We start from the raw sequence: 25,356 nt of genomic DNA, 5'->3' as shown, positions 1-25,356 counted from the left end.
ATGGGGCAGGCCGCGGTCCGCGCGCTCCTGGAGGAGGTGGGGGGCACCCCGGCTCCGCACTCCGAGTTCGTCTTCACCCCGCCATCTCCTGGCGGGGGCCCTCACGCGCGTACGGGCTAGAAGTGCGTCCGGTGGCAGATGTACGCCAGGGTGCCGAGCAGCAGCCGGGCCTGCGGGGGCGCGCCCGCCGTGTCCAGCGTCGGGGGCCGCAGCCAGCGCACCGGCCCGAGCCCGCCCAGGTCCGATGGGGGAGCGGTGACATGGGAGCCGGGCCCCAGGCAGTGCAGGTCCAGATCGGCGTCGTCCCAGCCCATCCGGTACAGCAGCTGCGGCAGCTCGGCCGCCGCGCCCGGGGCGACGAAGAACCGCGCCCGTCCGGTCGGGGTCGCGCACACCGGGCCCAGCGGCAGCCCCATGCGCTCCAGGCGCACCAGCGCCCGCCGGCCCGCGGCCTCGGCGACCTCGATCACGTCGAAGGCCCGGCCGACCGGGAGGAGCAGCGTCGCGCCCGGGTACTCGGACCACGCCTTGCTGGCCACGTCGAGGCCGGCGCCCGCCGGGACCGGTTCCGCGAAGGAGAGAGGGTGCGCGCCCGGGGCCGCGCAGGCCGGATCCCCGCAGGAGCACTGGCCGGAGACGGCCCGCGCGCCGGGGACGACGTCCCAGCCCCACAGTCCCGTGTACTCGGCCACCGCTGTGCACTCCGTGGTGCGTACGCGGCGGCGTGCGCCGGACCGCATCTCACGAATGCCGCCGATCGTGAAACCCATGCCCCCTCCAACGGGTAGAGCGCGCCGGTGGTTACGACCCGGAGCACCGCCGTCACCCTTCGTCACGATCCGTGGCCAAGCGTGGCGCACGGTCGTGAGTGGGGTGGTGCGGACCCTGGCGCACGCCTCTCCGCGCTTCCGTCCGCCGACTCCGGTTCGTCGCATGTCAAGTGAATCGCGTTCCGCGCGTGGCGAGTTCATTCGAAGGGGTGGCGAATGGTGGCGTTTCTTGAATCGCCCTCGTGGAGGGGTGATCGTAGGATTACTTTCGGTACTCGAACCCCGGGGCCGCTTGCGTGCGTGGGTATGCCGGAGGCAACCCGGTTTCCAGTTCGAAGGAGGACGAACGTCGGACGGGTGCCGCGAGAGGCGGCATTCTGATAGGGGTTCGGACGACAGATAATCAGGTGGAGATGGGGGCGTTCCAGTGAGCGGCAACGGCGCAGACGGTACGACTGCCGGCAAGCGCCCGAACGAGCAGCTGGGCTCGTGGTTCGTGCGCAGCGGCTGGTCGAAGGGCGAACTGGCACGCCAAGTGAACCGCAGGGCACGCCAGATGGGCGCGCACCACATCTCCACGGACACCTCGCGCGTGCGCCGCTGGCTCGACGGCGAGCAGCCCCGCGAGCCGATCCCGCGGATCCTCTCCGAGCTCTTCTCCGAGCGCTTCGGCTCCGTCGTCGCCATCGAGGACCTCGGACTGCGCACCGCCCACCAGTCGCCCTCCGTCTCCGGCGTCGACCTGCCCTGGGCCGGCCCGCAGACCGTCGCCCTGCTCAGCGAGTTCTCCCGCAGCGACCTCATGCTCGCCCGCCGGGGCTTCCTCGGCTCCTCCCTCCAGCTCGCCGCGGGACCCGCCCTCATCGAACCGATGCAGCGCTGGCTCGTCCCCACCCCCGTCGGCGACACCGAGCGCCCCGAGCCCCTCGTGGACCCCCGCCGCCCCAACCGGCTCTCCGAGGTCGAGCTCGACCTCCTGGAGTCCACCACCGCCATGTTCCGCAAGTGGGACGCCCAGTGCGGCGGCGGACTGCGCCGCAAGGCCGTCGTCGGCCAGCTCCACGAGGTCACCGACCTCCTCCAGGAGTCCCAGCCCGCCGCCACCGCCAAGCGCCTCTTCACCTGCGCCGCCGAGCTCGCCGAGCTCGCCGGCTGGATGAGCTACGACGTCGGCCTCCAGCCCACCGCCCAGAAGTACTTCGTGCTCGCCCTGCACGCCGCCAAGGAGGCCGGCGACAAGCCCCTCGGCTCGTACATCCTCTCCTCCATGAGCCGCCAGATGATCCACCTCGGCCGGCCCGACGACGCCCTCGAACTCATCCACCTCGCCCAGTACGGCAGTCGGGACTGCGCCACCGCCCGCACCCAGGCCATGCTGTATGCGATGGAGGCCCGCGCCTACGCCAACATGGGGCAGCCCTCCAAGTGCAAGCGGGCCGTCCGGATGGCCGAGGACACCTTCGCCGACGTCGGCCTCGACGGCGAGCCCGAGCCCGACTGGATCGGCTTCTTCTCCGAGGCCGAGCTCAACGGCGAGAACTCCCACTCCTACCGCGACCTCGCCTACGTCGCCGGCCGCTCCCCGACCTACGCCTCGCTCGCCGAGCCCGTCATGGAGCGGGCCGTCGAGCTCTTCGAGAAGGACCCCGACCACCAGCGGTCGTACGCGCTCAACCTGATCGGCATGGCCACCGTCCACCTCCTCAAGCGCGAGCCCGAGCAGTCCGTGGTCCTCGCCGAGAAGGCCCTCGGGGTCGCCCGCAGCATCCGCTCCGAGCGGGTCAACACCCGGCTCCGCAAGACCGTCGACCACGCCGCCCGCAACTACAGCGACGTCGCCGAGGTCGTCCAGCTCACCGACCGGCTCACCCAGCTCCTCCCCGAGGCCGCCGAAGCGGTCTGACCCCCTCCCCGGGCCCCCAGGCCCCGCCCGGCCCCGCTTCGGGGCCCGCACAGACCCCGGCCGCGCCGGCCGTCCCGTAAAGCCCGACTCGGCTCCCCCGCCGCAAGGTCACACGGACGCCCGGCGCGGCCGGTCTGTTCCCCCCCGGGGCCGTACGGACGCCCTCTCGTCGCGACCGGCCGTTCACGGCTACGTAACACGCCCCGCTCCTTCGTCACCGCCGCGAAACATCGAGCGGCATCGGCGGAAACCGCGCTGAGCGAATCTCTGGCGCATAACCGCCTCCGGCCCCGCCCCGCACAGGCCGTACCGACGACGAGGAGACGCCGATGGCACCAGCCATCACGACCCTGGCCGCAGACGCCCCCGAGCTGTCTGCAGCCAACACCGGGTTCATGCTCATCTGCTCCGCCCTGGTCATGCTGATGACCCCGGCACTCGCCTTCTTCTACGGAGGCATGGTCCGCGTCAAGTCCACCCTCAACATGCTGATGATGAGCTTCATCAGCCTCGGGATCGTCACGATCCTCTGGGTGCTCTTCGGCTTCAGCGTCGCCTTCGGCACCGACTCGGGCTCGCTGATCGGCTGGTCCTCCGAGTACGTCGGCCTCAGCGGCATCGGCATCACCGAGCTCTGGGACGGCTACACCATCCCGGTCTACGTCTTCGCCGTCTTCCAGCTGATGTTCGCGGTCATCACGCCCGCCCTCATCAGCGGCGCCCTCGCCGACCGCGTCAAGTTCACCGCCTGGGCCCTCTTCATCACCCTCTGGGTCACGATCGTCTACTTCCCCGTCGCCCACTGGGTCTGGGGCGCGGGCGGCTGGCTCTTCGAGATGGGCGTCATCGACTTCGCCGGCGGTACCGCCGTCCACATCAACGCCGGCGCCGCCGCCCTCGGCGTCATCCTCGTCATCGGCAAGCGCGTCGGCTTCAAGAAGGACCCGATGCGCCCGCACAGCCTCCCCCTGGTCATGCTCGGCGCCGGTCTCCTCTGGTTCGGCTGGTTCGGCTTCAACGCCGGATCCTGGCTCGGCAACGACGACGGCGTCGGCGCCGTGATGTTCGTCAACACCCAGGTCGCCACCGCCGCCGCCATGCTCGCCTGGCTCGCGTACGAGAAGGTCCGCCACGGCTCCTTCACCACCCTCGGCGCCGCCTCCGGCGCGGTCGCCGGCCTCGTCGCCATCACCCCCTCCGGCGGCTCCTGCTCCCCGCTCGGCGCCATCGCCATCGGCGCGATCGCCGGCCTCCTGTGCGCCATGGCCGTCGGCCTCAAGTACAAGTTCGGCTACGACGACTCCCTCGACGTCGTCGGCGTCCACCTCGTCGGCGGCATCGTCGGCTCCCTCCTCGTCGGCTTCTTCGCCACCGGCGGCGTCCAGTCCGACGCCAAGGGCCTCTTCTACGGCGGTGGCCTCGAACAGCTCGGCAAGCAGGCCGTCGGAGTCCTCGCGGTCCTCGCCTACTCTCTGATCGCCTCCGCGGTCCTCGCCCTGATCATCGACAGGACGATGGGCATGCGGGTCAGCGAGGACGACGAGGTCTCCGGCATCGACCAGGTCGAGCACGCCGAGACCGCGTACGACTTCAGCGGAGCCGGCGGCGGCATCACCGGACGCAGCACCGCCCTGGCGACGCCCGTCCCGAGCGAGAACAAGAAGGTGGACGCATGAAGCTCATCACCGCGGTCGTGAAGCCGCACCGGCTCGACGAGATCAAGGAGGCCCTCCAGGCGTTCGGCGTGCACGGCCTCACCGTCACCGAGGCCAGCGGCTACGGCCGCCAGCGCGGCCACACCGAGGTCTACCGGGGCGCCGAGTACACCGTCGACCTGGTCCCCAAGATCCGCATCGAGGTCCTCGTCGAGGACGAGGACGCCGAACAGCTCATCGACGTCGTCGTGAAGGCCGCCCGGACCGGCAAGATCGGAGACGGCAAGGTGTGGAGCGTGCCGGTCGAGACCGCCGTACGGGTCCGCACCGGCGAGCGCGGTCCGGACGCACTGTAAGCACGGCCTGCCAGTACGGCCTGTCAGCACGAAGGGGAGCCGCCGGGTGACGAACCTCGACACGAGCGACACGACCGAAGAATCGGGACCCGGCGGTTACGCGGCGGCCCGGCTGCTCCTCCTCCAGGAGAAGGAGCGGCCCGGGCCGCCGCGCCGTGCCGCCCTGGCCCGGCTCACCGACGACTGGCTGGCCGGCCTCTTCGCCGCCGCCGCACCGCCCCGCGGGACCGCCCTCGTCGCCGTCGGCGGCTACGGGCGCGCCGAACTCTCCCCGCGCAGCGACCTCGACCTCCTCCTGCTCCACGACGGCACCGCCGACAAGGCCGCCGTCGCCGCCCTCGCCGACCGGATCTGGTACCCCGTCTGGGACCTCGGACTCGCCCTCGACCACTCCGTCCGCACCCCCGCCGAGGCCCGCGCCACCGCGGGCGAGGACCTCAAGGCCCACCTCGGCCTCCTCGACGCCCGGACCGTCGCGGGCGACGCCGGACTCGTCGCCGCCCTGCGCACCACCGTCCTCGCCGACTGGCGCAACCAGGCCCCCAAGCGCCTCCCCGAACTCGACGCCCTCTGCCGGGAGCGCGCCGAACGCACGGGGGAGCTGCAGTACCTCCTCGAACCCGACCTCAAGGAGGCCAGGGGCGGGCTCCGCGACGCCCAGGTCCTGCGCGCCGTCGCCGCCTCCTGGCTCGCCGACGCCCCCCGCGAGGGCCTCGACGTCGCCCGCCGCCGCCTCCTCGACGCCCGCGACGCCCTCCACCTCGCCACCGGCCGCGCCACCGACCGGCTCGCCCTCCAGGAACAGGACGCCGTCGCCGCCGGACTCGGCCTCCTCGACGCCGACACCCTGCTCCGCGAGGTGTACGAGGCCGCCCGGACCATCTCGTACGCCACCGACGTCACCTGGCGCGAGGTCAACCGCGTCCTCAAGGCCCGCTCCGCCCGCCCCCGGCTCCGCACGCTCCTGAGCCGGGGAGGCGGCGGCGCGAAACCCCCCGTCGAACGCACCCCGCTCGCCGAGGGCGTCGTCGAGATGGACGGCGAGGCCGTCCTAGCCCGCGGCGCCCGGCCGGAACGCGACCCCGTCCTGCCCCTGCGGGCCGCCGCCGCGGCCGCCCAGTCCGCCCTCCCGATCTCCCCGCACGCCGTACGCCGCCTCGCGGCCGCCGCCAAACCCCTCCCGGTGCCCTGGCCCGCCGAGGCCCGCGAGGAACTCGTCACCCTCCTCGGCGCGGGCGAGGCCACCGTCCCCGTCTGGGAGGCCCTGGAGGCCGAAGGGATCGTCACCCGGCTCCTGCCCGACTGGGAGCGCGTCCGCTGCCGGCCCCAGCGCAACCCCGTCCACACCTGGACCGTCGACCGGCACCTCGTCGAGACCGCCGTCCGCGCCTCCTCGCTCACCCGCCGCGTCGGCCGCCCCGACCTCCTCCTCGTCGCCGCCCTCCTCCACGACATCGGCAAGGGCTGGCCCGGCGACCACTCCGTCGCCGGCGAGACCATCGCCCGCGACCTCGCCGCCCGCATCGGCTTCGACCGCACCGACACCGCCGTCATCGCCACCGCCGTCCGCCACCACCTGCTCCTCGTCGAGACCGCCACCCGGCGCGACCTCGACGACCCCGCCACCGTCCAGTCCGTCGCCACCGCCGTCGGCACCCTCGGCACCCTGGAGCTCCTGCACGCCCTCACCGAGGCCGACGCCCTCGCCACCGGCCCCGCCGCCTGGTCCTCCTGGCGCGCCTCGCTCGTGGCCGACCTGGTCAAACGGGTCGCCGGCGTCCTCGCGGGCGAACCCCTGCCCGACCCGGAGGCCGCCGCCCCCAGCGCCGAGCAGGAACGCCTCGCGATCGAGGCCCTGCGCACCGGCGAACCGGTCCTGGCCCTCCACACCCGCGACGAACAGCCCCTCGACGAGGACGAGCCCGAGCCCGTCGGCGTCGAACTCCTCATCGCCCTGCCCGACCAGCCCGGCGTCCTCCCCGCCGTCGCCGGCGTCCTCGCCCTCCACCGGCTCACCGTCCGCGCCGCCGACCTCCGAGCCGTCGACCTGCCCGGCGGCCTCGGCTCCGGCTCCGTCCTCGTCCTCGACTGGCGCGTCGCCGCCGAGTACGGCTCCCTGCCCGAGGCCGCCCGGCTCCGCGCCGACCTCGTCCGCGCCCTCGACGGCTCCCTCGACATCCCCGCCCGCCTCGCCGAACGCGAGGCCGCCTACCCCCGCCGCCGGGGCCTGGCCGCCCCGCCGCCCCGCGTCACCGTCGCCGCCGCCGACTCCCGCCTCGCCACCGTGATCGAGGTCCGCGCCCAGGACGCCCCGGGGCTGCTGCACAGGATCGGCCGCGCCCTGGAGGGGGCGGCGGTACGGGTGCGCAGCGCCCACGTCTCCACCTTGGGCGCCAACGCCGTCGACACCCTGTACGTGACCCGCCCGGACGGCAGCCTCCTCACGGACGAGGAGGCGATCGACCTGGCCCGCGCGCTGGAGGAGGCGCTGGGGTGAAACCCCGACCCGCACCGCCCCTCCCGCGCCGGATTCGGCGGGCGGGGGCACACACTTCGAGCGGCCCGATACCCTGGAGGGCAATCCGACCGCCCCCGACACCGAGGATCCGCGACCGCCGTGTTCGATACCCTCTCCGACCGCCTTGCAGCGACCTTCAAGAACCTCCGCGGCAAGGGCCGTCTGTCCGAGGCGGACATCGACGCCACCGCGCGCGAGATCCGTATCGCGCTGCTCGAAGCGGATGTCGCCCTGCCGGTCGTCCGCGCCTTCATCAAGCAGGTCAAGGAGCGCTCGCTGGGCGCTGAGGTCTCCCAGGCCCTCAACCCCGCCCAGCAGGTCATCAAGATCGTCAACGACGAGCTGATCTCGATCCTGGGCGGCGAGACCCGCCGTCTGCGGTTCGCCAAGACCGCCCCGACCGTGATCATGCTCGCCGGTCTCCAGGGTGCCGGTAAGACCACCCTCGCCGGAAAGCTCGGCCTCTGGCTGAAGAGCCAGGGCCACTCGCCGCTGCTCGTCGCCTGTGACCTCCAGCGCCCCAACGCCGTCACGCAGCTCTCCGTCGTCGCCGACCGCGCCGGCGTGGCCTTCTACGGCCCGCAGCCGGGCAACGGCGTCGGCGACCCGGTCCAGGTCGCGAAGGACTCGATCGAGTACGCGCGGACCAAGCTGTACGACGTCGTCATCGTCGACACCGCCGGCCGCCTCGGCATCGACCAGGAGCTGATGCAGCAGGCCGCGGACATCCGTGACGCCGTCAGCCCCGACGAGGTCCTCTTCGTCGTCGACGCCATGATCGGTCAGGACGCGGTCAACACCGCCGAGGCCTTCCGCGACGGCGTCGGCTTCGACGGCGTGGTGCTCTCCAAGCTCGACGGCGACGCCCGCGGTGGTGCCGCGCTCTCCATCGCGCACGTCACCGGCAAGCAGATCATGTTCGCCTCCAACGGCGAGAAGCTGGACGACTTCGACGCGTTCCACCCGGACCGCATGGCGTCCCGCATCCTCGGCATGGGCGACATGCTCTCCCTCATCGAGAAGGCGCAGCAGACCTTCGACGAGGAAGAGGCTGCCAAGATGGCCTCGAAGCTCGCCTCGAAGAAGGGCGAGGGCTTCACGCTCGACGACTTCCTGGCGCAGATGGAGCAGGTCCGCAAGATGGGCTCCATCTCCAAGCTGCTCGGGATGCTGCCCGGCATGGGCCAGATGCGGGAGCAGATCGCCAACATCGACGAGCGTGAGGTCGACCGCATCGGCGCCATCATCAAGTCGATGACCCCGGCCGAGCGCCAGGACCCGACCATCATCAACGGCTCCCGGCGTGCCCGTATCGCCAAGGGTTCCGGCGTCGAGGTCAGCGCGGTCAAGGGCCTGGTCGAGCGGTTCTTCGAGGCCCGCAAGATGATGTCCCGCATGGCGCAGGGCGGCGGCATGCCGGGGATGCCCGGCATCCCGGGCATGGGCGGCGGCCCCGGCCGGCAGAAGAAGCAGGCCAAGCAGGCCAAGGGCAAGCGCAAGAGCGGCAACCCGATGAAGCGGAAGGCCGAGGAGCAGGCCGCGGCCGAGCGCCGCGAGCAGGCGCAGGCGGGCGGCGCGTTCGGCCTCCCGGCGGCGGGGCAGACCCCCAAGGACTTCGAGCTCCCGGAGGAGTTCAAGAAGTTCATGGGCTGACCGGTCCGGTGTGAGGGGCCCGGGGCGGTGCGAAACCGCCCCGGGCCCCTTTTCATCCCTCCGGACTGCCCGCGATGCCCGTTTTCTCCCGCTCTTCGATACTGGGGCCACTGCCGCCCCGAGGAGAGCCACGTGGCCAACCCCGTACCCCCGCGCGACCGGACCGATCAGCCCTGGCGCTCGGAAGGGGCCCCGCCGCCCCCGTCGCCGAAGAAGAGGATGCCGGGAGGCTGGGGCAGTCTCATCCTCACCGCGCTCGTCGTGTACCTGATCGCCAACCTCGTGCTGTCGTTCTTCAACGAGGGGGACGGGCCGACGATCTCGTACACCGAGTTCGACAAGCAGGTCGCCGCCGGGAACGTCACCAAGATCTACTCCAAGGGCGACGCGATCCAGGGGCAGCTGAAGAACAAGCAGCCCGTCCCCGACGGCGAGGGCGACTACACCAAGTTCCAGACCCAGCGGCCCGCCTTCGCCGACGACGACCTGTGGGCGCAGCTGACCAAGCAGAACGTCACCGTCACCGCCCGGCCCGTCGTCCAGGAGCGCAGCTTCCTCGCCAACCTCCTGATCTCGCTGGCGCCGATGCTGCTGCTCGTCGTGCTGTGGGTGTTCATCGCCCGCCGGATGAGCGCGGGCATGGGCGGCGCGGGCGGCATGCTCGGCCGCAAGCAGCCGCCGAAACCGGTCGAGCTGGAGGGCGGCAGGCGCACCACCTTCGAGGACGTCGCCGGCATCGACGAGGTCGAGGGCGAGCTCAACGACGTCGTGGACTTCCTGAAGAACCCGCAGGCCTACCGCGAGATGGGCGCCAAGATGCCCCGCGGTGTGCTCCTCGCGGGCCCTCCCGGCACCGGCAAGACCCTGCTGGCCCGGGCCGTCGCGGGCGAGGCCGGAGTGCCGTTCTTCTCGGCCTCCGCCTCCGAGTTCATCGAGATGATCGTGGGCGTCGGCGCCTCCCGCGTCCGCGAGCTGTTCGCCGAGGCCCGCAAGGTCGCCCCCGCGATCATCTTCATCGACGAGATCGACACCATCGGCCGGGCCCGGGGCGGCGGCTCCGGGATGGGCGGACACGACGAGCGCGAGCAGACCCTCAACCAGATCCTCACCGAGATGGACGGCTTCACCGGCTCCGAGGGGGTCATCGTCCTCGCCGCCACCAACCGCGCCGACGTCCTCGACCCGGCCCTCACCCGGCCGGGCCGCTTCGACCGGATCGTCCACGTCAACCCGCCCGACCGGGGCGGCCGCGAGGCCATCCTGAAGATCCACACGCGGGAGATCCCGCTCGCCCGGGACGTCGACCTGGAGCACGTCGCCCGGACCACCCCCGGCATGACCGGCGCCGAGCTCGCCAACCTCGCCAACGAGGCCGCCCTCCTCGCGGTCAAGCGCGACCAGAAGGCCGTCACCCAGTCTGATCTGTCCGACGCCCTGGAGAAGGTCCAGCTCGGCGCCGAACGGCCCCTCGTGATGCCCCTGGAGGAGCGGCGCCGGACCGCGTACCACGAGAGCGGCCACGCCCTGCTCGGCATGCTCCAGCCCGGCGCCGACCCGGTCCGCAAGATCACCATCGTGCCGCGCGGCCGGGCCCTCGGCGTCACCCTGTCGACCCCCGACGCCGACAAGTACGCCTACACCGAGGACTACCTGCGCGGCCGGATCATCGGCGCCCTCGGCGGGATGGCGGCCGAACAGGTCGTCTTCGGCGTCATCACCACCGGCGCCGAGAGCGACCTCGAACAGGTCACCAACATCGCCCGGGGCATGGCGGGCCGCTGGGGCATGAGCGAACGCGTCGGCCGCCTCACCGCCATCCCGAGCGACGCCCAGCAGGCGTACGGGCTCTCCGCCGCCCCCGCCACCCTCGACACCGTCGATGAGGAGATGCGCCGCATCGTCGACGAGTGCTACGAGAGCGCCGTACGACAGCTCCGCGAGCACCGCGACCAACTGGACGCCCTGGCCGAGGCACTCCTGGCCAACGAGACCCTGGAGGAGGACGCGGCCTACCGCACGGCGGGCATCGTGCGCCGGGGGGTGGGGGAGGAGACGGCCTGAGGGGGCGGGCTGGATCTTGGATCCGATGTCTTGGATCCAACCTTCTGGATCCAACCTCCCGGATCCAACCTCCCGGATCCAACCTCCCGGATCCAACATCCTGGATCCGGCGTCCTGGCTCCAGCGCTCTGGATCCGATATCCCGGCTCCCACGCCCTGGATCCTGGATCCGATATCCCGGATCCAGACCTGACGGACTACGGCACCCTGGCGACCACGTACCGGAAGACATTCGGCATCCACACCGTCCCGTCCGGGCGGACGTACGGGGCGAGCGCCTCCTCGATCTCCTTCTCCACCTGCGAGGGTTCCGTCGCGCGGACGGCCTCGTCGAAGGCGCCAGTCGACAGCAGCCCGCGCACCGCGCTGGCCCCGTCCGCGTACCCGAAGGGGCAGGCCACGCGGCCCGAGCCGACCGGCCGCAGTCCCGCCCCGGCGACCAGCGCGTCCAGGTCGATCCCCGGCGCGGGGCCGCGGTCCGCGAGCCTGGCCGCGACCCGCAGCACCGACTCCGTGGCGCACCGCTCCGGCGGCCCCCAGTCGGCGAGGACGACGGCCGTGCCCGATTGGGCCGTACGGGTGAGCGCCCGGAGCTCGGGGAGGATCCCGCCCGTCGCGTGGAAGGCCGTGACCACGTCGTACGGCAGGTCCTCCGGGGGCTCCTCCGTGACCGTGACGCCCTCCGGCAGCCGCTCCCTCGCCAGCTCCACGCGCGCGTGGTCCCGGTCCACGCCGGCCACCCGTGCTCCCCGCGCCGCGGCCATCAGGAGGGCCAGGCCGGAGCCGCAGCCCAGGCCGAGCAGCCGGGAACCCGCGCCCACGTCGAGACGGTCGTACACCGCCTCGTAGAGCGGGACCAGCATCCGTTCCTGGATCTCGGCCCAGTCGCGCGCGGGGTGGTGCCGGACGAGCGTAGGTGTCATGGAAAAGCGCCCCAATCCGTACGTGGACGACAGCCCCCCGTAGTCAGGGAACTGCGCATCCCGGGCCGCGTCCAGTGGTCGCGCCGGACCATTCGCCCGGGGGAGGGCGGTGCGCCGCCTTGCGCGTGGACCCGGTAGGGTGCTCGCCACGGTTTCCCCGGGCGGCTCCGGCCCCTCAGGGGGCGCGCGCACCGTGGCCACGCGCCGGGGCGTATGCGCCACTACGCACCGGCTTGACGTCCCCTGCGTGACTCCTCCGCAGATCGGGGCACTGGCCCCGCGTCGGGACACATCAATGGCAACTGACGGGTACGTGCAAAATATTTGGGATGCCCCGGAATGGAACCCGGGGGCACTTCGGCTCGTTGTACGCGACGTGAGCACGACACCACCTGTTCTCGCCGCAGAGCTGGCACAGGCGTGGGCCGACATTCAGCGGCACCACCCCGAGCTGCCCGATCTTGCCGCGCCCGAGTCCCTGATCGGAGAGTCCTCGTCCGCCTGCGGCGCCGAGCTCTCCTTCGAAAGACTGCTCCACGAGGCAGTCCACGGCATCGCCGCCGCCCGAGGTGTCCGCGACACCTCCCGCGCCGGCCGCTACCACAACCGCAGATTCCTCGCGATCGCCGAGGAGATGGGCCTCGACCATCCCGAGGAGCCGCACGCCAGCAGCGGCTTCTCCCTGGTCACGCTCAACCCCGAGGCCAGGCGCCGCTACCGGCCCACCATCGAGCGGCTCCAGCGCGCCCTCAAGGCGCACACGGTCGCCACGGCCGCCGACACCAAGCGCTCCTTCCGCGGGCCGGCCGCCCGGCACGGTTCCTCGGGCGGCGGCGTGCGCGTCAAGGCCGTCTGCGACTGCGGGCGGAACGTGCGCGTGGTGCCGTCGGTGCTCGCCCAGGCCCCGATCGTCTGCGGCGGCTGCGGCAAGCCCTTCCGCATCCCCGAGACAGTGGGCGCCGCCAACTGAGTCGGCGGCGTGTGGCACAATGGCTAGCTGTACTCGACAGTCGCACAGGACCCCTCTCTCCTCCGGCTGACGCGTCCATCGGGCATCCGAGTACCGCAACCCCACGTGGCATCTCAAGTGCCCAACCACGTCAAGACCAGGAGACACCACTCCAGTGGCAGTCAAGATCAAGCTCAAGCGCCTCGGTAAGATCCGCCAGCCGCACTACCGCATCGTCGTCGCCGACTCGCGCACCCGTCGTGACGGTCGCGCGATCGAGGAGATCGGCCTCTACCACCCGACGTACAACCCGTCGCGTATCGAGGTCGACTCCGAGCGTGCGCAGTACTGGCTGTCCGTCGGCGCCCAGCCGACCGAGCCGGTTCTCGCCATCCTGAAGCTCACCGGCGACTGGCAGAAGCACAAGGGTCTGCCGGCCCCCGAGAAGGCTCTGCTCGTCCCCGCCACGAAGGAGGCGAAGCGCGCCTCGTTCGACGAGTTCGCGAAGACCCTCGAGGGCGGCGACGACAAGGGTGAGGCCATCACCCCGAAGGCCAAGAAGGCCGACAAGAAGGCTGACGAGGCCGAGGCCGCGTCCACCGAGTCGACCGAGGCCTGATCATGCTCGAGGAGGCTCTCGAGCACCTCGTGAAGGGCATCGTCGACAACCCCGACGAGGTGCAGGTCGCCTCGCGCAACCTGCGCCGGGGCCGCGTGCTGGAGGTCCGGGTCCACCCCGACGACCTCGGCAAGGTGATCGGCCGCAACGGCCGCACCGCGCGTGCGCTGCGCACCGTCGTGGGCGCCATCGGCGGCCGGGGGATCCGCGTCGACCTCGTCGACGTGGACCAGGTCCGCTGAGGTCGGCAGCATCACCTTAGTTGTGCCGGCACGGGCCGGGGAGGGCTGAAGAGCCCGCCCCGGCCCGTTGTCGTACGTACGAGCTGTGTGACAGGAGAGTGTGGAGCAGTGCAGTTGGTAGTCGCGCGGGTCGGCCGCGCCCACGGCATCAAGGGCGAGGTCACCGTCGAGGTGCGGACGGACGAGCCCGAGCTCAGGCTCGGCCCCGGTGCCGTACTGCTCACCGACCCGGCCTCCGCCGGGCCGCTGACGATCGAGACCGGCCGCGTCCACAGCGGCCGGCTGTTGCTGCGCTTCGAGGGCGTCCGCGACCGCAACGCCGCCGAGGCCCTGCGCAACATCCTCCTCATCGCCGAGGTCGACCCCACGGAGATGCCCGAGGAGGAGGACGAGTACTACGACCACCAGCTGATCGACCTCGACGTCGTCCTCGCCGACGGCACCGAGATCGGCCGGATCACCGAGATCTCCCACCTGCCGTCCCAGGACCTCTTCATCGTCGAGCGTCCCGACGGCACCGAGCTGATGATCCCCTTCGTCGAGGAGATCGTCACCGAGATCGACCTGGAGGAGCAGCGGGCCGTGATCGACCCGCCGCCCGGCCTGATCGACGACCGCGCCGAGATCGTCTCCTCCCGGGACGACGGCGACGAGGCCGCCGAGGAGCAGGCATGAGGCTCGACGTCGTCACGATCTTCCCCGAGTACCTCGAACCGCTGAACGTCTCCCTCGTCGGCAAGGCACGCGCGCGTGGGCAGCTCGACGTCCACGTGCACCACCTGCGGGACTGGACCCACGACCGGCACAACACGGTCGACGACACCCCCTACGGCGGCGGCCCCGGCATGGTCATGAAGACCGAGCCCTGGGGCGACGCGCTCGACCAGACGCTCGCCGACGGCTACGAGGCCGGCGCGCACGGCCCGGTCCTCGTCGTCCCGACCCCCAGCGGCCGCCCCTTCACCCAGGAAGTCGCCGTCGAGCTCTCCGAGCGGCCCTGGCTGATCTTCACGCCGGCCCGCTACGAGGGCATCGACCGCCGGGTCATGGACGAGTACGCGACCCGGATGCCGGTCTACGAGGTCTCCATCGGCGACTACGTCCTCGCCGGCGGCGAGGCGGCCGTCCTCGTCGTCACCGAGGCCGTCGCGCGCCTGCTGCCCGGCGTCCTCGGCAACGCCGAGTCCCACCGGGACGACTCCTTCGCCCCCGGTGCCATGGCCAACCTCCTGGAGGGCCCCGTCTACACCAAGCCCCCCGAGTGGCGCGGCCGGGCCATCCCCGACGTCCTCCTCAGCGGGCACCACGGCAAGATCGCCCGCTGGCGGCGCGACGAGGCCTTCCGCCGCACCGCGGCCAACCGGCCCGACCTCATCGAGCGCTGCGACCCCGCCGCCTTCGACAAGAAGGACCGCGAGGTCCTCTCGATGATGGGATGGGCCCCCGAGCCCGGCGGCCGATTTTGGCGCAAGGTCGAGGGCGTGGAAGAATAGGCCGCTGTCGTCCGTCCGGCGCGCGCCCCTGCCACAGGGGGAACGACGCCGCCGGAGACGTACGACGCCCCCAATCATTCGAACGTACCGCTGATGACCTGTGGCATCAGCGAGGAAAGAGACCTCCATGGCCTCCCTGCTCGACCAGGTCAACGCGGGTTCGCTCCGCTCCGACCTCCCCGCCTTCCGTCCCGGCGACACCGTGAACGTCCACGTGCGCGTCATCGAGGGCAACCGCTCCCGTATCCAGCAGTTCAAGGGCGTCGTCATCCGCCGCCAGGGTTCGGGCGTCAGCGAGACCTTCACGGTCCGCAAGGTCTCGTTCTCCGTCGGCGTCGAGCGCACCTTCCCGGTGAACAGCCCGATCTTCGAGAAGATCGAGCTCGTGACCCGCGGTGACGTCCGTCGCGCCAAGCTCTACTACCTGCGTGAGCTGCGCGGCAAGGCTGCCAAGATCAAGGAGAAGCGCGACCGCTGAGCCCCGGCTCCCGGCACGCCCCACGCTTCCGACTCCCCGCACGGACAGGCCGGATAGGCTCTGCCAGCGATGGACACCGAAGCACAGCACACGGAGCGCGACCCCTCTTCCGACACGGATTCTTCCGGTCCGGAAGAAGGGTCGCGCTCCGCGCGCGTTTCCGACGACTCCGGCCACGAAGGGCCCGCGGGGCCCGCGGCGGCCGAAGAGCCCCTGGAGTCCGCGGCGGCCGAAGAGCGGCACCCCGGCCCCTCCTGGCGGCGCACCGCCCTCGTGGGCGGCGCCTGCGTGGCCTTCCTGCTGCTCCTGAGCCACTTCGTCATCCAGCCGTTCCTGATCCCCAGCGGCTCCATGGAGCCGACGCTCCAGGTCGGCGACCGGATCCTCGTGAACAAGCTGGCGTACCGTTTCGGCAACGAGCCCGCCCGGGGCGACGTCGTCGTCTTCGACGGCACCGGCTCCTTCGTGGAGGAGCAGCCCCGGGGCAATCCGGTCACCGGACTCCTGCACGACGGGGCGGCCGCCCTCGGCCTCGCCGAGCCCGACGAGACCGACTTCGTGAAGCGGGTCGTCGGCACCGGCGGCGACCGGGTCGTCTGCTGCGACAAGGACGGCCGGCTCACCGTCAACGGCGCCCCCGTCGAGGAGCGGTACGTGATGCTCGGCGACCGTCCCTCCAGCGTGCCCTTCGACATCGTCGTCCCGCCGGACAGGCTCTGGGTGATGGGCGACCACCGCAGCCAGTCCAGCGACTCCCGCGACCACCTCGGCAGCGCCGGCGGCGGCATGGTCCCCGTCGACAAGGTCGTCGGCCGCGCCGACTGGATCGCCTGGCCCTTCGGCCGCTGGTCCACCGTGCCCGGCACCGACGCATTCACCGCCGTACCGGCCCCGCCGGCCGGCGGACACGGAGCGGGAGCCCATGGGTAGCCGGGGCCGTCCGCCCGGCGGGCCCGCCGCCGGACAGGGCGCGGCCCTGCCCGGACGGGCCGAGCGCCGCAGGCTCGCCCGCAGGGTCAGACGACGGCGGCAGCGCTCCGCGATCCGGGAGATCCCGGTCCTGATCACGGTGGCCGTGTTCATCGCGCTCGTCCTCAAGACCTTCCTGGTCCAGGCGTTCGTCATCCCCTCCGGCTCCATGGAACAGACGATCCGGATCGACGACCGGGTCCTCGTCGACAAGCTCACGCCCTGGTTCGGCGCGCATCCGCAGCGCGGCGACGTCGTCGTCTTCAAGGACCCCGGCAACTGGCTCCAGCAGGAGGCCGGCCCGGCCGCCGACGACCCGATCGGCATCAAGCAGGCCAAACAGGCCCTGACCTTCATCGGCCTGCTGCCCTCGGCCGACGACCGGGACCTCATCAAACGGGTCGTCGCCGTCGGCGGCGACACCGTCCGCTGCTGCGGCGAGGACGGGCGGATCAGCGTCAACGGCGTGCCGCTCGACGAGCCGTACCTGCACCCCGGGAACCCGCCGTCGAAGATCCCCTTCGAGGTGAAGGTCCCGCAGGGCCGCATCTTCGTCATGGGCGACCACCGCTCCGACTCGGCCGACTCGCGCTTCCACCTCGACGAGAAGGACCACGGCACCGTCTCCGAGGAGCAGGTCGTCGGGCGTGCCGTGGTGATCGCCTGGCCCTTCGGGCACTGGCGCACACTGGAGCAGCGGGAGACCTTCTCCGCCGTACCGGACGGGGGAGCCGGCGCCGGGACCGCCTCAGGTTCGTCGCATAGTGTGTCCCCGCGCAATCTGAACGGATTGCCCGGGCTCCCGACCCCTGCGGAACTTCTGCTCGTTATGGGAGTGGTGGGCCTGTCCCCGAGCCGGGGCCGGCGTTCGCACGGACTGAGGAGTGGATGTGGGGGATTTGGCCGTCGGCGCACGATCCGGACACGATGAGCCCGAGAAGAGGGCCGACGGGGCCTTCGGCGATGACACGACGGGTGGCGACGTGACGGGCGACGAGCAGGCGCAGCCGCCGGGTGGCGGTACGCCGGGCGAGGGCGGCGACGAACCGTTCCCCGAGCCCGGCAGGCCCCCGAAGAAGCAGCGTTCCTTCTGGAAGGAGCTGCCCCTCCTCGTCGGCATCGCCCTGGTGCTCGCCCTGCTGATCAAGACCTTCCTGGTGCAGGCGTTCTCGATCCCCTCGGAATCGATGATGAACACCCTCCAGAAGGGCGACCGGGTGCTCGTCGACAAACTGACCCCCTGGTTCGGCTCCGAACCCGAGCGCGGCGAGGTCGTCGTCTTCCACGACCCGGGCGGCTGGCTGGAGGGCCAGGAGACGCCCAAGCCGAACGTCGTACAGAAGTTCCTCAGCTTCATCGGCCTCATGCCCTCCGCCGAGGAGAAGGACCTCATCAAGCGCGTCATCGCGGTCGGCGGCGACACCGTCTCCTGCAAGGAGGGCGGCAAGGTCGTCCTCAACGGCGTGGCGCTGGACGAGAGCGCGTACCTCGCCCCCGGCGCGGTGCCCTGCCAGGACTCCTTCGGCCCGATCAAGGTCCCCAAGGACCGGATCTGGGTCATGGGCGACAACCGGCAGAACTCCCTCGACTCCCGCTTCCACCAGCAGCTCCCCGGCGGCGGCACCGTCTCGAACGACGAGGTCGTGGGCCGCGCCGTCGTCGTCGCCTGGCCGGTCACCCGCTGGGCCACGCTCCCCGTGCCCGACGTCTTCGACCAGCCCGCGTTCGACAAGGCCATGGCCGCCGCCCCCGCCGGAGCGGCCGGTCTCGCCGGAGCGCTCCCGCTGGTGCTGTGGCGCCGGAAGAAGCAGGCCGTACGGCATACCGCCGAGTAGCGACCCGCGGGTAGGGTGCCGTCCCGGACCGTCGACAGACCTGCGGTCCGCCGACAGACCTGCGGGGTGCGCACATGAGCGGAACCATACGGACCAAGGGCGGCCGCGGCCGCCTCGGCAGCGTGCTGTCGGGGCTGGCCGTGGCCGTCGGCTGTGTGCTGTTCCTCGGCGGATTCGTCTGGGGAGCCGTGCTCTACCAGCCGTACACCGTCCCCACCGACTCCATGACCCCGACCCTCGACGTCGGATCCAAGATCCTCGCCCAGCGGATCGACGGCGACGAGGTGCGCCGCGGCGACGTCGTCGTCTTCACCGACCCCCTCTGGGGCTCCTCGCCCATGGTCAAGCGGGTCGCCGCCGTCGGCGGCGACACCGTCGCCTGCTGCGACCGGGACGGGCGGCTCACCGTGAACGGCGAGCCCGTCGACGAGCCGTACCTGCGGCCCGGGCCCGGTGGCCGCACGGTCGCCTCGGGCCAGGAGTTCTCCGTGACCGTCCCCCGGGGCAACCTCTTCCTGCTCGGCGACGACCGGCACACCTCGCTCGACTCCCGTACGCACATGGAGGAGGCCGGCCAGGGCTCCGTGCCCCGCTCTACGGTCGTCGGCAGGGTCGACGCCGTCGTCTGGCCCGCCAAGGGACTCCTGGAGCCGCCCACGGGCTTCGCCGCCCTGCCGGGCGGCACCTCACGACCGGGCCCCTTCAAGGCGCTCCTCACGGCCGTCACGGCCGGCACCGCCCTGATCCTCGTGGGAGCGGCGTACGGGCCGGTGGCGCGCCGCCTGACCCGCCGGTCCGACGGGACGCGGCCGGGCGCACGCGAGAAGGTGGGGGCATGACGGACGTGGAGACTTCGGGGACGGGGCCTTCGGCCGGTCCGGAACCCGTACCGGAAGCGGGCCCCGGACGGCGGCGGGTCGCGCGCGTCGTCCTGCTCGACCCGGACGACCGCATCCTGCTCCTGCACGGCCACGAGCCCGACGACCCGGACGACGCCTGGTGGTTCACCCCCGGCGGCGGCGTGGAGGGCGACGAGACCCGGGAAGAGGCGGCGCTGCGCGAACTCGCGGAGGAGACCGGCATCACCGAGGTCGACCTCGGCCCCGTGCTCTGGAAGCGGTACTGCTCCTTCCCCTTCGACGGGCGCCGCTGGGACCAGGACGAGTGGTACTACCTGGCCCGCGTCCGCGGGACGGAGGTCGCACCCCGACTGCAGGCCCTCACGGAGCTGGAGACCCGGAGCCTCGCGGGGCTGAGATGGTGGACCTCCGCCGAACTGTCGGCGGCCCGTGAGACGGTGTACCCGACCAGACTCGCCGAGCTGCTGCGCACGCTGCTCGACGAGGGACCTCCGGGTGCGCCGGTGGTTCTCGCCCCGGAAATCGTTTAGGGGCGCGTACGACTGGCGCACAATAGGGGGACGCACGGCTGAAGGGGAACATGCCATGAGCGCCGAGGACCTCGAGAAGTACGAGACCGAGATGGAGCTGAAGCTCTACCGGGAGTACCGCGACGTCGTCGGGCTGTTCAAATACGTGATCGAGACCGAGCGACGCTTCTACCTCACCAATGACTACGAGATGCAGGTGCACTCGGTGCAGGGTGAAGTGTTCTTCGAGGTCAGCATGGCCGACGCCTGGGTCTGGGACATGTACAGGCCCGCCAGGTTCGTCAAGCAGGTCCGCGTCCTGACCTTCAAGGACGTGAACATCGAAGAGCTCAACAAGAGCGACCTCGAACTCCCCGGCAGCTGAGGCCGCACCCGCGCCCCACCAGCCGAAACCACCCTCAGGGGTGATCAGGTTCTCCACAGCCCCCGGCCCGTCCACAGCGCCGCACGCGGTCCGCCGCACTCCGTCACAGTCGGTGACGGAGGTGGTACCGCATGAACAAGACCCAAGCCCTCGGACGATACGGGGAGGAGCTGGCGACCCGCCAGCTCACCGCGACCGGCATGCACATCCTCGCCCGCAACTGGCGCTGCGGCCGGACCGGCGAGATCGACATCGTCGCCCGTGACGGCGACACCCTCGTGATCTGCGAGGTCAAGACCCGACGCGACGGCCCCTACGAACACCCGATGGCCGCCGTCACGCCCCGCAAGGCCGAGCGGCTCCGCCGCCTCGCCGCCTGCTGGCTCGACCGCAACGACACCCCGGCCCCCGCCGGCGGCGTCCGCATCGACCTCGTCGGCATCGTCCTGCCGCGCAAGGGCGCCCCCGTCCTCACCCACGCCCAGGGGGTGGCCTGATGGGATTCGCCCGCACCTGCTCCGTCGCCCTCGTCGGCGTCGAAGGCGTCGTCGTCGAGGTCCAGGCCGACCTCGAACCCGGCGTCGCCGCCTTCACCCTCGTCGGCCTCCCCGACAAGAGCCTCAGCGAGAGCCGCGACCGGGTCCGCGCCGCCGTCGTCAACTCCGGCGCCGAATGGCCCCAGAAGAAGCTGACCGTCGGCCTCAGCCCGGCCTCCGTCCCCAAGGGCGGCAGCGGATTCGACCTCGCCGTCGCCGCGGCCGTCCTCGGCGCCGCCGAGCGGATCGACCCGCGCACCATCGCCGACCTCGTCCTCATCGGCGAACTCGGCCTCGACGGACGCGTCCGGCCCGTCCGCGGCATCCTGCCCGCCGTCCTCGCCGCCGCCGAAGCCGGATACAGCCAGGTCGTCGTCCCCGAACAGACCGCCGGCGAGGCCTCGCTCGTCCCCGGCGTCTCCGTCCTCGGCGTCCGCACCCTCCGCCAGCTGATCGCCGTCCTCACCGACGAACCCGTCCCCGACGAGGAAGCCGACGAGGAAGGCCGGCCCGACGCCATGCTCGCCGGTCTCCTCGTCCCCGGCGCCGGCATCGGCACCGGACTCGCCGCCACACCCGCCGAAGGACCCGACCTCGCCGACGTCGCCGGCCAGCACCGGGCCCGCCTCGCCCTGGAGGTCGCCGCGGCGGGCGGCCACCACCTGCTCCTCTCCGGCCCGCCGGGCGCGGGAAAGACCATGCTGGCCGAGCGCCTCCCCGGCATCCTCCCGCCCCTCACCCGACAGGAATCCCTGGAAGTCACCGCCGTCCACTCCGTCGCCGGCATCCTCCCGCCCGGCGAACCCCTCGTCCGCCGCGCCCCCTACTGCGCACCCCACCACTCCGCCACCATGCAGTCCCTCGTCGGCGGCGGGAACGGCCTCCCCAAACCCGGCGCCGTGTCCCTGGCCCATCGCGGCGTGCTGTTCCTGGACGAAGCCCCGGAGTTCTCCGGCAAGGCCCTCGACGCGCTCCGCCAGCCCCTCGAATCCGGACACGTCGTCATCGCCCGCGCCGCCGGCGTCGTCCGCCTCCCCGCCCGCTTCCTCCTCGCCCTCGCCGCCAACCCCTGCCCCTGCGGCCGACACACGCTGTACGGCGCCGGATGCGAATGCCCCGCCTCCCTCGTCCGCCGCTACCAGGCACGGCTCTCCGGACCCCTCCTCGACCGCATCGACCTCCGCGTGGAAGCCGAACCCGTCACCCGCGCCGACCTCCTCGGACAGGGCGGCCGGGGCGAGACCACCGCCGCCGTCGCCGCCCGGGTCCACGAAGCCCGCACCAGGACCGCCGCCCGCCTCGCCGACACCCCCTGGAGGGTGAACAGCGAGATCCCCGGACACGAGCTCCGCACCCGCTACCTCGCCGCACCCGGCGCCCTCGCCACCGCCGAGCGCGACGTCGAGCGCGGACTGCTCACCGCCCGCGGCCTCGACCGGGTCCTCCGCGTCGCCTGGACCGTCGCCGACCTCGCCGGACACGACCGGCCCGACAGCCAGGACATCGCCCTCGCCCTCGAACTGCGCACCGGCGTCGCCCGCGGCGTGCCCGTCGGAGCGGGGGAGCCCGCATGACCACCGACCCGAACCCCACGACCCCGACCGCTCCCACCAACCCGAGCACTCCCACCGCCCCGACCGCTTCCATGGCCCCGAGCACCCCCACCACCCCGACCACTCCCACCCCCACGGCCCCGGGCGCCCCCACCGAAGAGCACCTGGCCCGCGCCACCCTCAGCCGCGCCGTCGAACCCGGCGACGAACACGCCGGCCGATGGCTCCGCCGGTACGGCGCCACCGGCTTCCTCGACCGCCTGCTCCACGCCGGGGACGACACCTCCCCCTTCCCCGGCACCGGAGCCAAACGCGTCGCCTCCTGGCGACAACGCGCCACCGCCGCCCGCCCCGACCACGACCTCGACACCGTTCACGGCCTCGGCGGCCGCTTCCTCGTCCCCGGCGACCCCGAATGGCCACGTCAACTCGACGACCTCGGAGACGCCCGCCCCATCGGCCTCTGGGTCCGCGGCCCGGCCGACCTGCGCACCTGGGCCCTGCGCTCCGTCGCCCTCGTCGGCGCCCGCGCCTGCACCCCGTACGGCGCCCACACCGCCGCCGACCTCGCCGCCGGCCTCAGCCGACAGGGCTGGGTCATCGTCTCCGGAGCCGCCTACGGCATCGACGGCGCCGCCCACCGGGGCGCCCTCGCCGCCGGCGGCGCCACCGTCGCCGTCCTCGCCTGCGGCGTCGACACCCCCTACCCCCGCGGCCACGACCGGCTCATCCGGCGCATCGCGGAACAAGGCCTCGTCGTCGGCGAACTGCCGCCCGACAGCCACCCCACACCCAGCCGCTTCATCCTCCGCAACCGCGTCATCGCCGCCCTCACCCGGGGAACGGTCGTCGTCGAGGCCCAGCACCGCAGCGGCTCCCTCGTCACCGCCCGCGCCGCCGGGCGCCTCGGCCGCCACACCATGGGCATCCCCGGCCCCGTCACCAGCGCACTCTCCGCCGGCGTCCACGAACTCCTGCGCGGCGACGCCACCCTCGTCACCGACGCCGACGAGATCGTCGAACTCGTCGGCGACATCGGCCAGCTCGCCCCCGCGCGCCGGGGCCCCGTCCTGCCCCGCGACCTCCTCGCCCCCGCCACCGCGCACGTCCTCGAAGCGGTCCCCGCCCGCGGCCCCACACCCACCACCGCCATCGCCCGCCGCGCCGGAACCACCCCCGACGACACCCTCGCCAAGCTGTACGAACTCCACTCGCTCGGCTTCGTCGAGCGGCACGGGGAGGGATGGAGGTTGACGAACACCGCCACAGAAGCGTCGAACGCGCGGCGAGGCGGTCCTTGACCTGGAGCATTCGGGTGACAGGGTGCTGGAGATGAACAACCGAGTTCTCTCGGCCGCGTCCGGGGGGCCGACACGCGCCACGGCCCCGGTTCGAAGATGTGGCCGACGGCGTCCACCCGGAGCGGCGCGATCCGCCGATGTTCGCGCACCGCGACAGTCCACTCACGCTACGCTCACCAGGATTCCCTCCAGGACACCCGCACCGACACACCCGACAGCAGAACGGCTCAAGGCAACGCATGCCCCAGCACACCTCCGGGTCTGACCGCGCTGCGGTGCCCCCAGCAGCCCGGGGCACCGTGCGACCGTCCGCACCGACCTCACTCGACGAGCTGTGGCGCTCGTACAAGGACACCGGCGACGAGCGGCTGCGGGAGCAGCTGATCCTGCACTACTCGCCGCTCGTCAAATACGTCGCCGGACGGGTCAGCGTGGGGCTGCCGTCCAACGTGGAGCAGGCCGACTTCGTCTCCTCCGGGGTCTTCGGCCTCATCGACGCCATCGAGAAGTTCGACGTCGAGCGCGCGATCAAGTTCGAGACGTACGCCATCACCCGCATCCGCGGCGCCATGATCGACGAACTCCGCGCCCTGGACTGGATCCCGCGCTCCGTCCGCCAGAAGGCCCGCAACGTCGAGCGCGCCTACGCCACCCTCGAGGCCCAGCTCCGGCGCACCCCCTCCGAGAGCGAGGTCGCCGCGGAGATGGACATCACGCTGGAGGAACTGCACGCCGTCTTCAGCCAGTTGTCCCTGGCGAACGTGGTCGCCCTGGAAGAGCTGCTGCACGTCGGAGGCGAGGGCGGCGACCGCCTCTCCCTCATGGACACCCTCGAGGACACGGCCGCCGACAACCCCGTCGAGGTCGCCGAGGACCGCGAACTGCGCCGACTGCTCGCCCGCGCCATCAACACCCTCCCCGAACGGGAGAAGACCGTCGTCACGCTCTACTACTACGAGGGCCTGACCCTCGCGGAGATCGGCCACGTCCTCGGCGTCACCGAGAGCCGCGTCAGCCAGATCCACACCAAGTCCGTCCTGCAGCTCCGCGCCAAGCTGGCCGACGTCGGCCGCTGACCTTGCGGCCGGTCGTACAGTGGAGCCGTGCCCAGGATTCGAGCGGCCTCGGTGGCCGAGCACCGGACGATGCAGCGCGGCGCCCTCCTGGACGCCGCGCGTTCCCTGCTGTCCGAGGGAGGGACGGAGGCGCTGACCTTCCCCGCCCTCGCCGAGCGCACGGGCCTGGCCCGCTCGTCGGTCTACGAGTACTTCCGGTCCCGCGCCGCCGTCGTCGAAGAGCTCTGCGCCGTCGACTTCCCCGTCTGGGCCGCCGAGGTCGAGGCCGCCATGGCCGGCGCCGAGACGCCGCGCGGCAAGGTCGAGGCGTACGTCCGCACCCAGCTCGACCTCGTCGGGGACCGGCGTCACCGGGCGGTCGTCGCCATCTCGGCGAGCGAACTGGACGACGGCGCCCGCGAGAAGATCCGCGCGGCCCACGGCGGACTCGTCGCCATGATCGTCGAAGCCCTCGCCGCCCTGGGCCAGCCCCAGCCCCGCCTGGGCGCCATGCTCCTCCAGGGCGTCGTCGACGCCGCCGTCCGCCGCATCGAGCTCGGCGCGGCCGAAGACCCCACGGACATCGCCGAGGCGGCGGTCACGATGGCCCTCCACGGCGTCGCCGGCCCCCAGGCCTGATCAATCGGCGGGGGCTCCCACTCGAGTACGGGTGCGTGCGAGTGGTCCATGGCTCCTCCGGTCCGGTTCCGCCCGCCCTCCGGTGGGGGCGCAC

25 protein-coding genes and 1 pseudogene are annotated in these 25,356 nt (G+C 72.3%); 24 read left to right on the top strand and 2 right to left on the bottom strand.

Translation table 11 applies throughout. The features are described 5' to 3' along the window. Positions 1 to 120 (top strand): annotated as a pseudogene (locus ABZ318_RS29845) (LacI family transcriptional regulator); the annotation flags it as partial. Here the strand turns inward: ABZ318_RS29845 and ABZ318_RS29840 are convergent. After that, positions 117 to 770 (bottom strand): bifunctional DNA primase/polymerase, encoded by a 654-nt coding sequence (locus tag ABZ318_RS29840; protein ID WP_356905557.1) that lies wholly within the window; start codon positions 768 to 770, stop codon positions 117 to 119. The pseudogene ABZ318_RS29845 and the gene ABZ318_RS29840 overlap by 4 nt on opposite strands. Positions 771 to 1,197: 427 nt before the next feature. Between ABZ318_RS29840 and ABZ318_RS29835 the strand changes: the two genes are divergently transcribed. The 6 genes from ABZ318_RS29835 (at position 1,198) to ftsH (ending at position 10,916) form a co-directional block, all read left to right on the top strand. Continuing rightward, positions 1,198 to 2,673 (top strand): hypothetical protein, encoded by a 1,476-nt coding sequence (locus ABZ318_RS29835; RefSeq protein ID WP_356905556.1) that lies wholly within the window; start codon positions 1,198 to 1,200, stop codon positions 2,671 to 2,673. 329 nt (positions 2,674 to 3,002) lie between these two features. Further along, the gene (locus ABZ318_RS29830) at positions 3,003 to 4,349 is read left to right on the top strand and encodes an ammonium transporter (protein WP_356905555.1); all 1,347 of its coding nucleotides are present in this window, start codon (positions 3,003 to 3,005) and stop codon (positions 4,347 to 4,349) included. Next, positions 4,346 to 4,684 (top strand): P-II family nitrogen regulator, encoded by a 339-nt coding sequence (locus tag ABZ318_RS29825; protein ID WP_015036464.1) that lies wholly within the window; start codon positions 4,346 to 4,348, stop codon positions 4,682 to 4,684. The genes ABZ318_RS29830 and ABZ318_RS29825 overlap by 4 nt, the downstream gene beginning before the upstream one ends. Before the next feature lie 46 nt (positions 4,685 to 4,730). Further along, positions 4,731 to 7,181, top strand: a complete 2,451-nt coding sequence (locus tag ABZ318_RS29820) for a [protein-PII] uridylyltransferase (protein WP_356905554.1) — start codon at positions 4,731 to 4,733, stop codon at positions 7,179 to 7,181. Between the two features lie 120 nt (positions 7,182 to 7,301). Next, positions 7,302 to 8,855, top strand: coding sequence for a signal recognition particle protein (gene ffh, locus ABZ318_RS29815; protein ID WP_356905553.1), 1,554 nt, complete (start codon positions 7,302 to 7,304; stop codon positions 8,853 to 8,855). 132 nt (positions 8,856 to 8,987) lie between these two features. Next, positions 8,988 to 10,916 (top strand): ATP-dependent zinc metalloprotease FtsH, encoded by a 1,929-nt coding sequence (gene ftsH, locus ABZ318_RS29810; RefSeq protein ID WP_356905552.1) that lies wholly within the window; start codon positions 8,988 to 8,990, stop codon positions 10,914 to 10,916. Positions 10,917 to 11,113: 197 nt separating this feature from the next. Here ftsH and ABZ318_RS29805 read toward each other — a convergent pair whose 3' ends face one another. Then, positions 11,114 to 11,839, bottom strand: coding sequence for a methyltransferase domain-containing protein (locus tag ABZ318_RS29805; RefSeq protein WP_356905551.1), 726 nt, complete (start codon positions 11,837 to 11,839; stop codon positions 11,114 to 11,116). 376 nt (positions 11,840 to 12,215) lie between these two features. Here ABZ318_RS29805 and ABZ318_RS29800 point away from each other — a divergent pair, with 376 nt between their 5' ends. From ABZ318_RS29800 to ABZ318_RS29720, 17 genes are all read left to right on the top strand, one after another. Further along, on the top strand, positions 12,216 to 12,809 hold the full coding sequence (locus ABZ318_RS29800) for a hypothetical protein (RefSeq protein WP_030690647.1): 594 nt from the start codon (positions 12,216 to 12,218) through the stop codon (positions 12,807 to 12,809). A 154-nt stretch (positions 12,810 to 12,963) separates the two neighbouring features. Continuing rightward, positions 12,964 to 13,407 carry a 30S ribosomal protein S16 gene (rpsP, locus tag ABZ318_RS29795; protein ID WP_015036470.1) on the top strand — a complete coding sequence of 148 codons (444 nt, stop codon included), beginning with the start codon at positions 12,964 to 12,966 and terminating at the stop codon, positions 13,405 to 13,407. A gap of 2 nt (positions 13,408 to 13,409) precedes the next feature. Beyond that, positions 13,410 to 13,649, top strand: coding sequence for an RNA-binding protein (locus tag ABZ318_RS29790; protein WP_020868149.1), 240 nt, complete (start codon positions 13,410 to 13,412; stop codon positions 13,647 to 13,649). 108 nt (positions 13,650 to 13,757) lie between these two features. Further along, complete coding sequence (rimM, locus tag ABZ318_RS29785) at positions 13,758 to 14,324, top strand: ribosome maturation factor RimM (protein WP_356905550.1); 567 nt, start codon at positions 13,758 to 13,760, stop codon at positions 14,322 to 14,324. Beyond that, a complete protein-coding gene (gene trmD, locus ABZ318_RS29780) occupies positions 14,321 to 15,142 on the top strand; it encodes a tRNA (guanosine(37)-N1)-methyltransferase TrmD (protein WP_356905549.1) in 822 nt (273 codons plus the stop codon). Before rimM ends, trmD begins: the two co-directional genes overlap by 4 nt. Before the next feature lie 127 nt (positions 15,143 to 15,269). Next, positions 15,270 to 15,620 (top strand): 50S ribosomal protein L19, encoded by a 351-nt coding sequence (gene rplS / locus ABZ318_RS29775; protein ID WP_015036473.1) that lies wholly within the window; start codon positions 15,270 to 15,272, stop codon positions 15,618 to 15,620. 69 nt (positions 15,621 to 15,689) lie between these two features. After that, a complete protein-coding gene (gene lepB / locus ABZ318_RS29770; protein WP_356905548.1) occupies positions 15,690 to 16,550 on the top strand; it encodes a signal peptidase I in 861 nt (286 codons plus the stop codon). Continuing rightward, the gene (gene lepB / locus ABZ318_RS29765; RefSeq protein WP_356905547.1) at positions 16,543 to 17,520 is read left to right on the top strand and encodes a signal peptidase I; all 978 of its coding nucleotides are present in this window, start codon (positions 16,543 to 16,545) and stop codon (positions 17,518 to 17,520) included. The genes lepB (ABZ318_RS29770) and lepB (ABZ318_RS29765) overlap by 8 nt, the downstream gene beginning before the upstream one ends. Next, the gene (lepB, locus tag ABZ318_RS29760) at positions 17,489 to 18,424 is read left to right on the top strand and encodes a signal peptidase I (RefSeq protein WP_356905560.1); all 936 of its coding nucleotides are present in this window, start codon (positions 17,489 to 17,491) and stop codon (positions 18,422 to 18,424) included. Before lepB (ABZ318_RS29765) ends, lepB (ABZ318_RS29760) begins: the two co-directional genes overlap by 32 nt. 74 nt (positions 18,425 to 18,498) lie before the next feature. Beyond that, a complete protein-coding gene (gene lepB, locus ABZ318_RS29755; RefSeq protein ID WP_356905546.1) occupies positions 18,499 to 19,263 on the top strand; it encodes a signal peptidase I in 765 nt (254 codons plus the stop codon). After that, complete coding sequence (locus ABZ318_RS29750; RefSeq protein WP_356905545.1) at positions 19,260 to 19,814, top strand: NUDIX hydrolase; 555 nt, start codon at positions 19,260 to 19,262, stop codon at positions 19,812 to 19,814. Before lepB (ABZ318_RS29755) ends, ABZ318_RS29750 begins: the two co-directional genes overlap by 4 nt. Positions 19,815 to 19,869: 55 nt before the next feature. Beyond that, complete coding sequence (locus tag ABZ318_RS29745) at positions 19,870 to 20,178, top strand: DUF2469 domain-containing protein (RefSeq protein WP_005311352.1); 309 nt, start codon at positions 19,870 to 19,872, stop codon at positions 20,176 to 20,178. A gap of 131 nt (positions 20,179 to 20,309) precedes the next feature. After that, a complete protein-coding gene (locus ABZ318_RS29740) occupies positions 20,310 to 20,675 on the top strand; it encodes a YraN family protein (protein ID WP_356905544.1) in 366 nt (121 codons plus the stop codon). Beyond that, complete coding sequence (locus ABZ318_RS29735; RefSeq protein ID WP_356905543.1) at positions 20,675 to 22,288, top strand: YifB family Mg chelatase-like AAA ATPase; 1,614 nt, start codon at positions 20,675 to 20,677, stop codon at positions 22,286 to 22,288. The genes ABZ318_RS29740 and ABZ318_RS29735 overlap by 1 nt, the downstream gene beginning before the upstream one ends. A 71-nt stretch (positions 22,289 to 22,359) precedes the next feature. Further along, the gene (gene dprA / locus ABZ318_RS29730) at positions 22,360 to 23,568 is read left to right on the top strand and encodes a DNA-processing protein DprA (RefSeq protein ID WP_356905559.1); all 1,209 of its coding nucleotides are present in this window, start codon (positions 22,360 to 22,362) and stop codon (positions 23,566 to 23,568) included. A gap of 239 nt (positions 23,569 to 23,807) precedes the next feature. Further along, a complete protein-coding gene (gene whiG, locus ABZ318_RS29725) occupies positions 23,808 to 24,644 on the top strand; it encodes an RNA polymerase sigma factor WhiG (protein WP_190159812.1) in 837 nt (278 codons plus the stop codon). 51 nt (positions 24,645 to 24,695) lie between these two features. Then, positions 24,696 to 25,262, top strand: coding sequence for a helix-turn-helix domain-containing protein (locus ABZ318_RS29720; RefSeq protein ID WP_356905558.1), 567 nt, complete (start codon positions 24,696 to 24,698; stop codon positions 25,260 to 25,262). Positions 25,263 to 25,356 lie beyond the last annotated feature (94 nt).

It is taken from the genome of Streptomyces sp. NPDC006197 (assembly GCF_040613865.1).
Classification (GTDB): domain Bacteria; phylum Actinomycetota; class Actinomycetes; order Streptomycetales; family Streptomycetaceae; genus Streptomyces.
Note: the sequence above shows the minus strand (reverse complement) of the source record. Positions and strands in the feature narration are given on the sequence as shown.

What these genes read in the sequence shown, in the direction of transcription:
- ABZ318_RS29840 (WP_356905557.1), bottom strand. Translation starts at nt 770, where the DNA reads ATGGGTTTCACGATCGGCGGCATTCGTGAGATGCGGTCCGGCGCACGC.
- ABZ318_RS29830 (WP_356905555.1), top strand. Translation starts at nt 3,003, where the DNA reads ATGGCACCAGCCATCACGACCCTGGCCGCAGACGCCCCCGAGCTGTCT.
- ABZ318_RS29825 (WP_015036464.1), top strand. Translation starts at nt 4,346, where the DNA reads ATGAAGCTCATCACCGCGGTCGTGAAGCCGCACCGGCTCGACGAGATC.
- ABZ318_RS29805 (WP_356905551.1), bottom strand. Translation starts at nt 11,839, where the DNA reads ATGACACCTACGCTCGTCCGGCACCACCCCGCGCGCGACTGGGCCGAG.
- ABZ318_RS29790 (WP_020868149.1), top strand. Translation starts at nt 13,410, where the DNA reads ATGCTCGAGGAGGCTCTCGAGCACCTCGTGAAGGGCATCGTCGACAAC.
- trmD (WP_356905549.1), top strand. Translation starts at nt 14,321, where the DNA reads ATGAGGCTCGACGTCGTCACGATCTTCCCCGAGTACCTCGAACCGCTG.
- rplS (WP_015036473.1), top strand. Translation starts at nt 15,270, where the DNA reads ATGGCCTCCCTGCTCGACCAGGTCAACGCGGGTTCGCTCCGCTCCGAC.
- lepB (WP_356905548.1), top strand. Translation starts at nt 15,690, where the DNA reads ATGGACACCGAAGCACAGCACACGGAGCGCGACCCCTCTTCCGACACG.
- lepB (WP_356905547.1), top strand. Translation starts at nt 16,543, where the DNA reads ATGGGTAGCCGGGGCCGTCCGCCCGGCGGGCCCGCCGCCGGACAGGGC.
- lepB (WP_356905546.1), top strand. Translation starts at nt 18,499, where the DNA reads ATGAGCGGAACCATACGGACCAAGGGCGGCCGCGGCCGCCTCGGCAGC.
- ABZ318_RS29750 (WP_356905545.1), top strand. Translation starts at nt 19,260, where the DNA reads ATGACGGACGTGGAGACTTCGGGGACGGGGCCTTCGGCCGGTCCGGAA.
- ABZ318_RS29745 (WP_005311352.1), top strand. Translation starts at nt 19,870, where the DNA reads ATGAGCGCCGAGGACCTCGAGAAGTACGAGACCGAGATGGAGCTGAAG.
- ABZ318_RS29740 (WP_356905544.1), top strand. Translation starts at nt 20,310, where the DNA reads ATGAACAAGACCCAAGCCCTCGGACGATACGGGGAGGAGCTGGCGACC.
- ABZ318_RS29735 (WP_356905543.1), top strand. Translation starts at nt 20,675, where the DNA reads ATGGGATTCGCCCGCACCTGCTCCGTCGCCCTCGTCGGCGTCGAAGGC.
- dprA (WP_356905559.1), top strand. Translation starts at nt 22,360, where the DNA reads ATGGCCCCGAGCACCCCCACCACCCCGACCACTCCCACCCCCACGGCC.
- whiG (WP_190159812.1), top strand. Translation starts at nt 23,808, where the DNA reads ATGCCCCAGCACACCTCCGGGTCTGACCGCGCTGCGGTGCCCCCAGCA.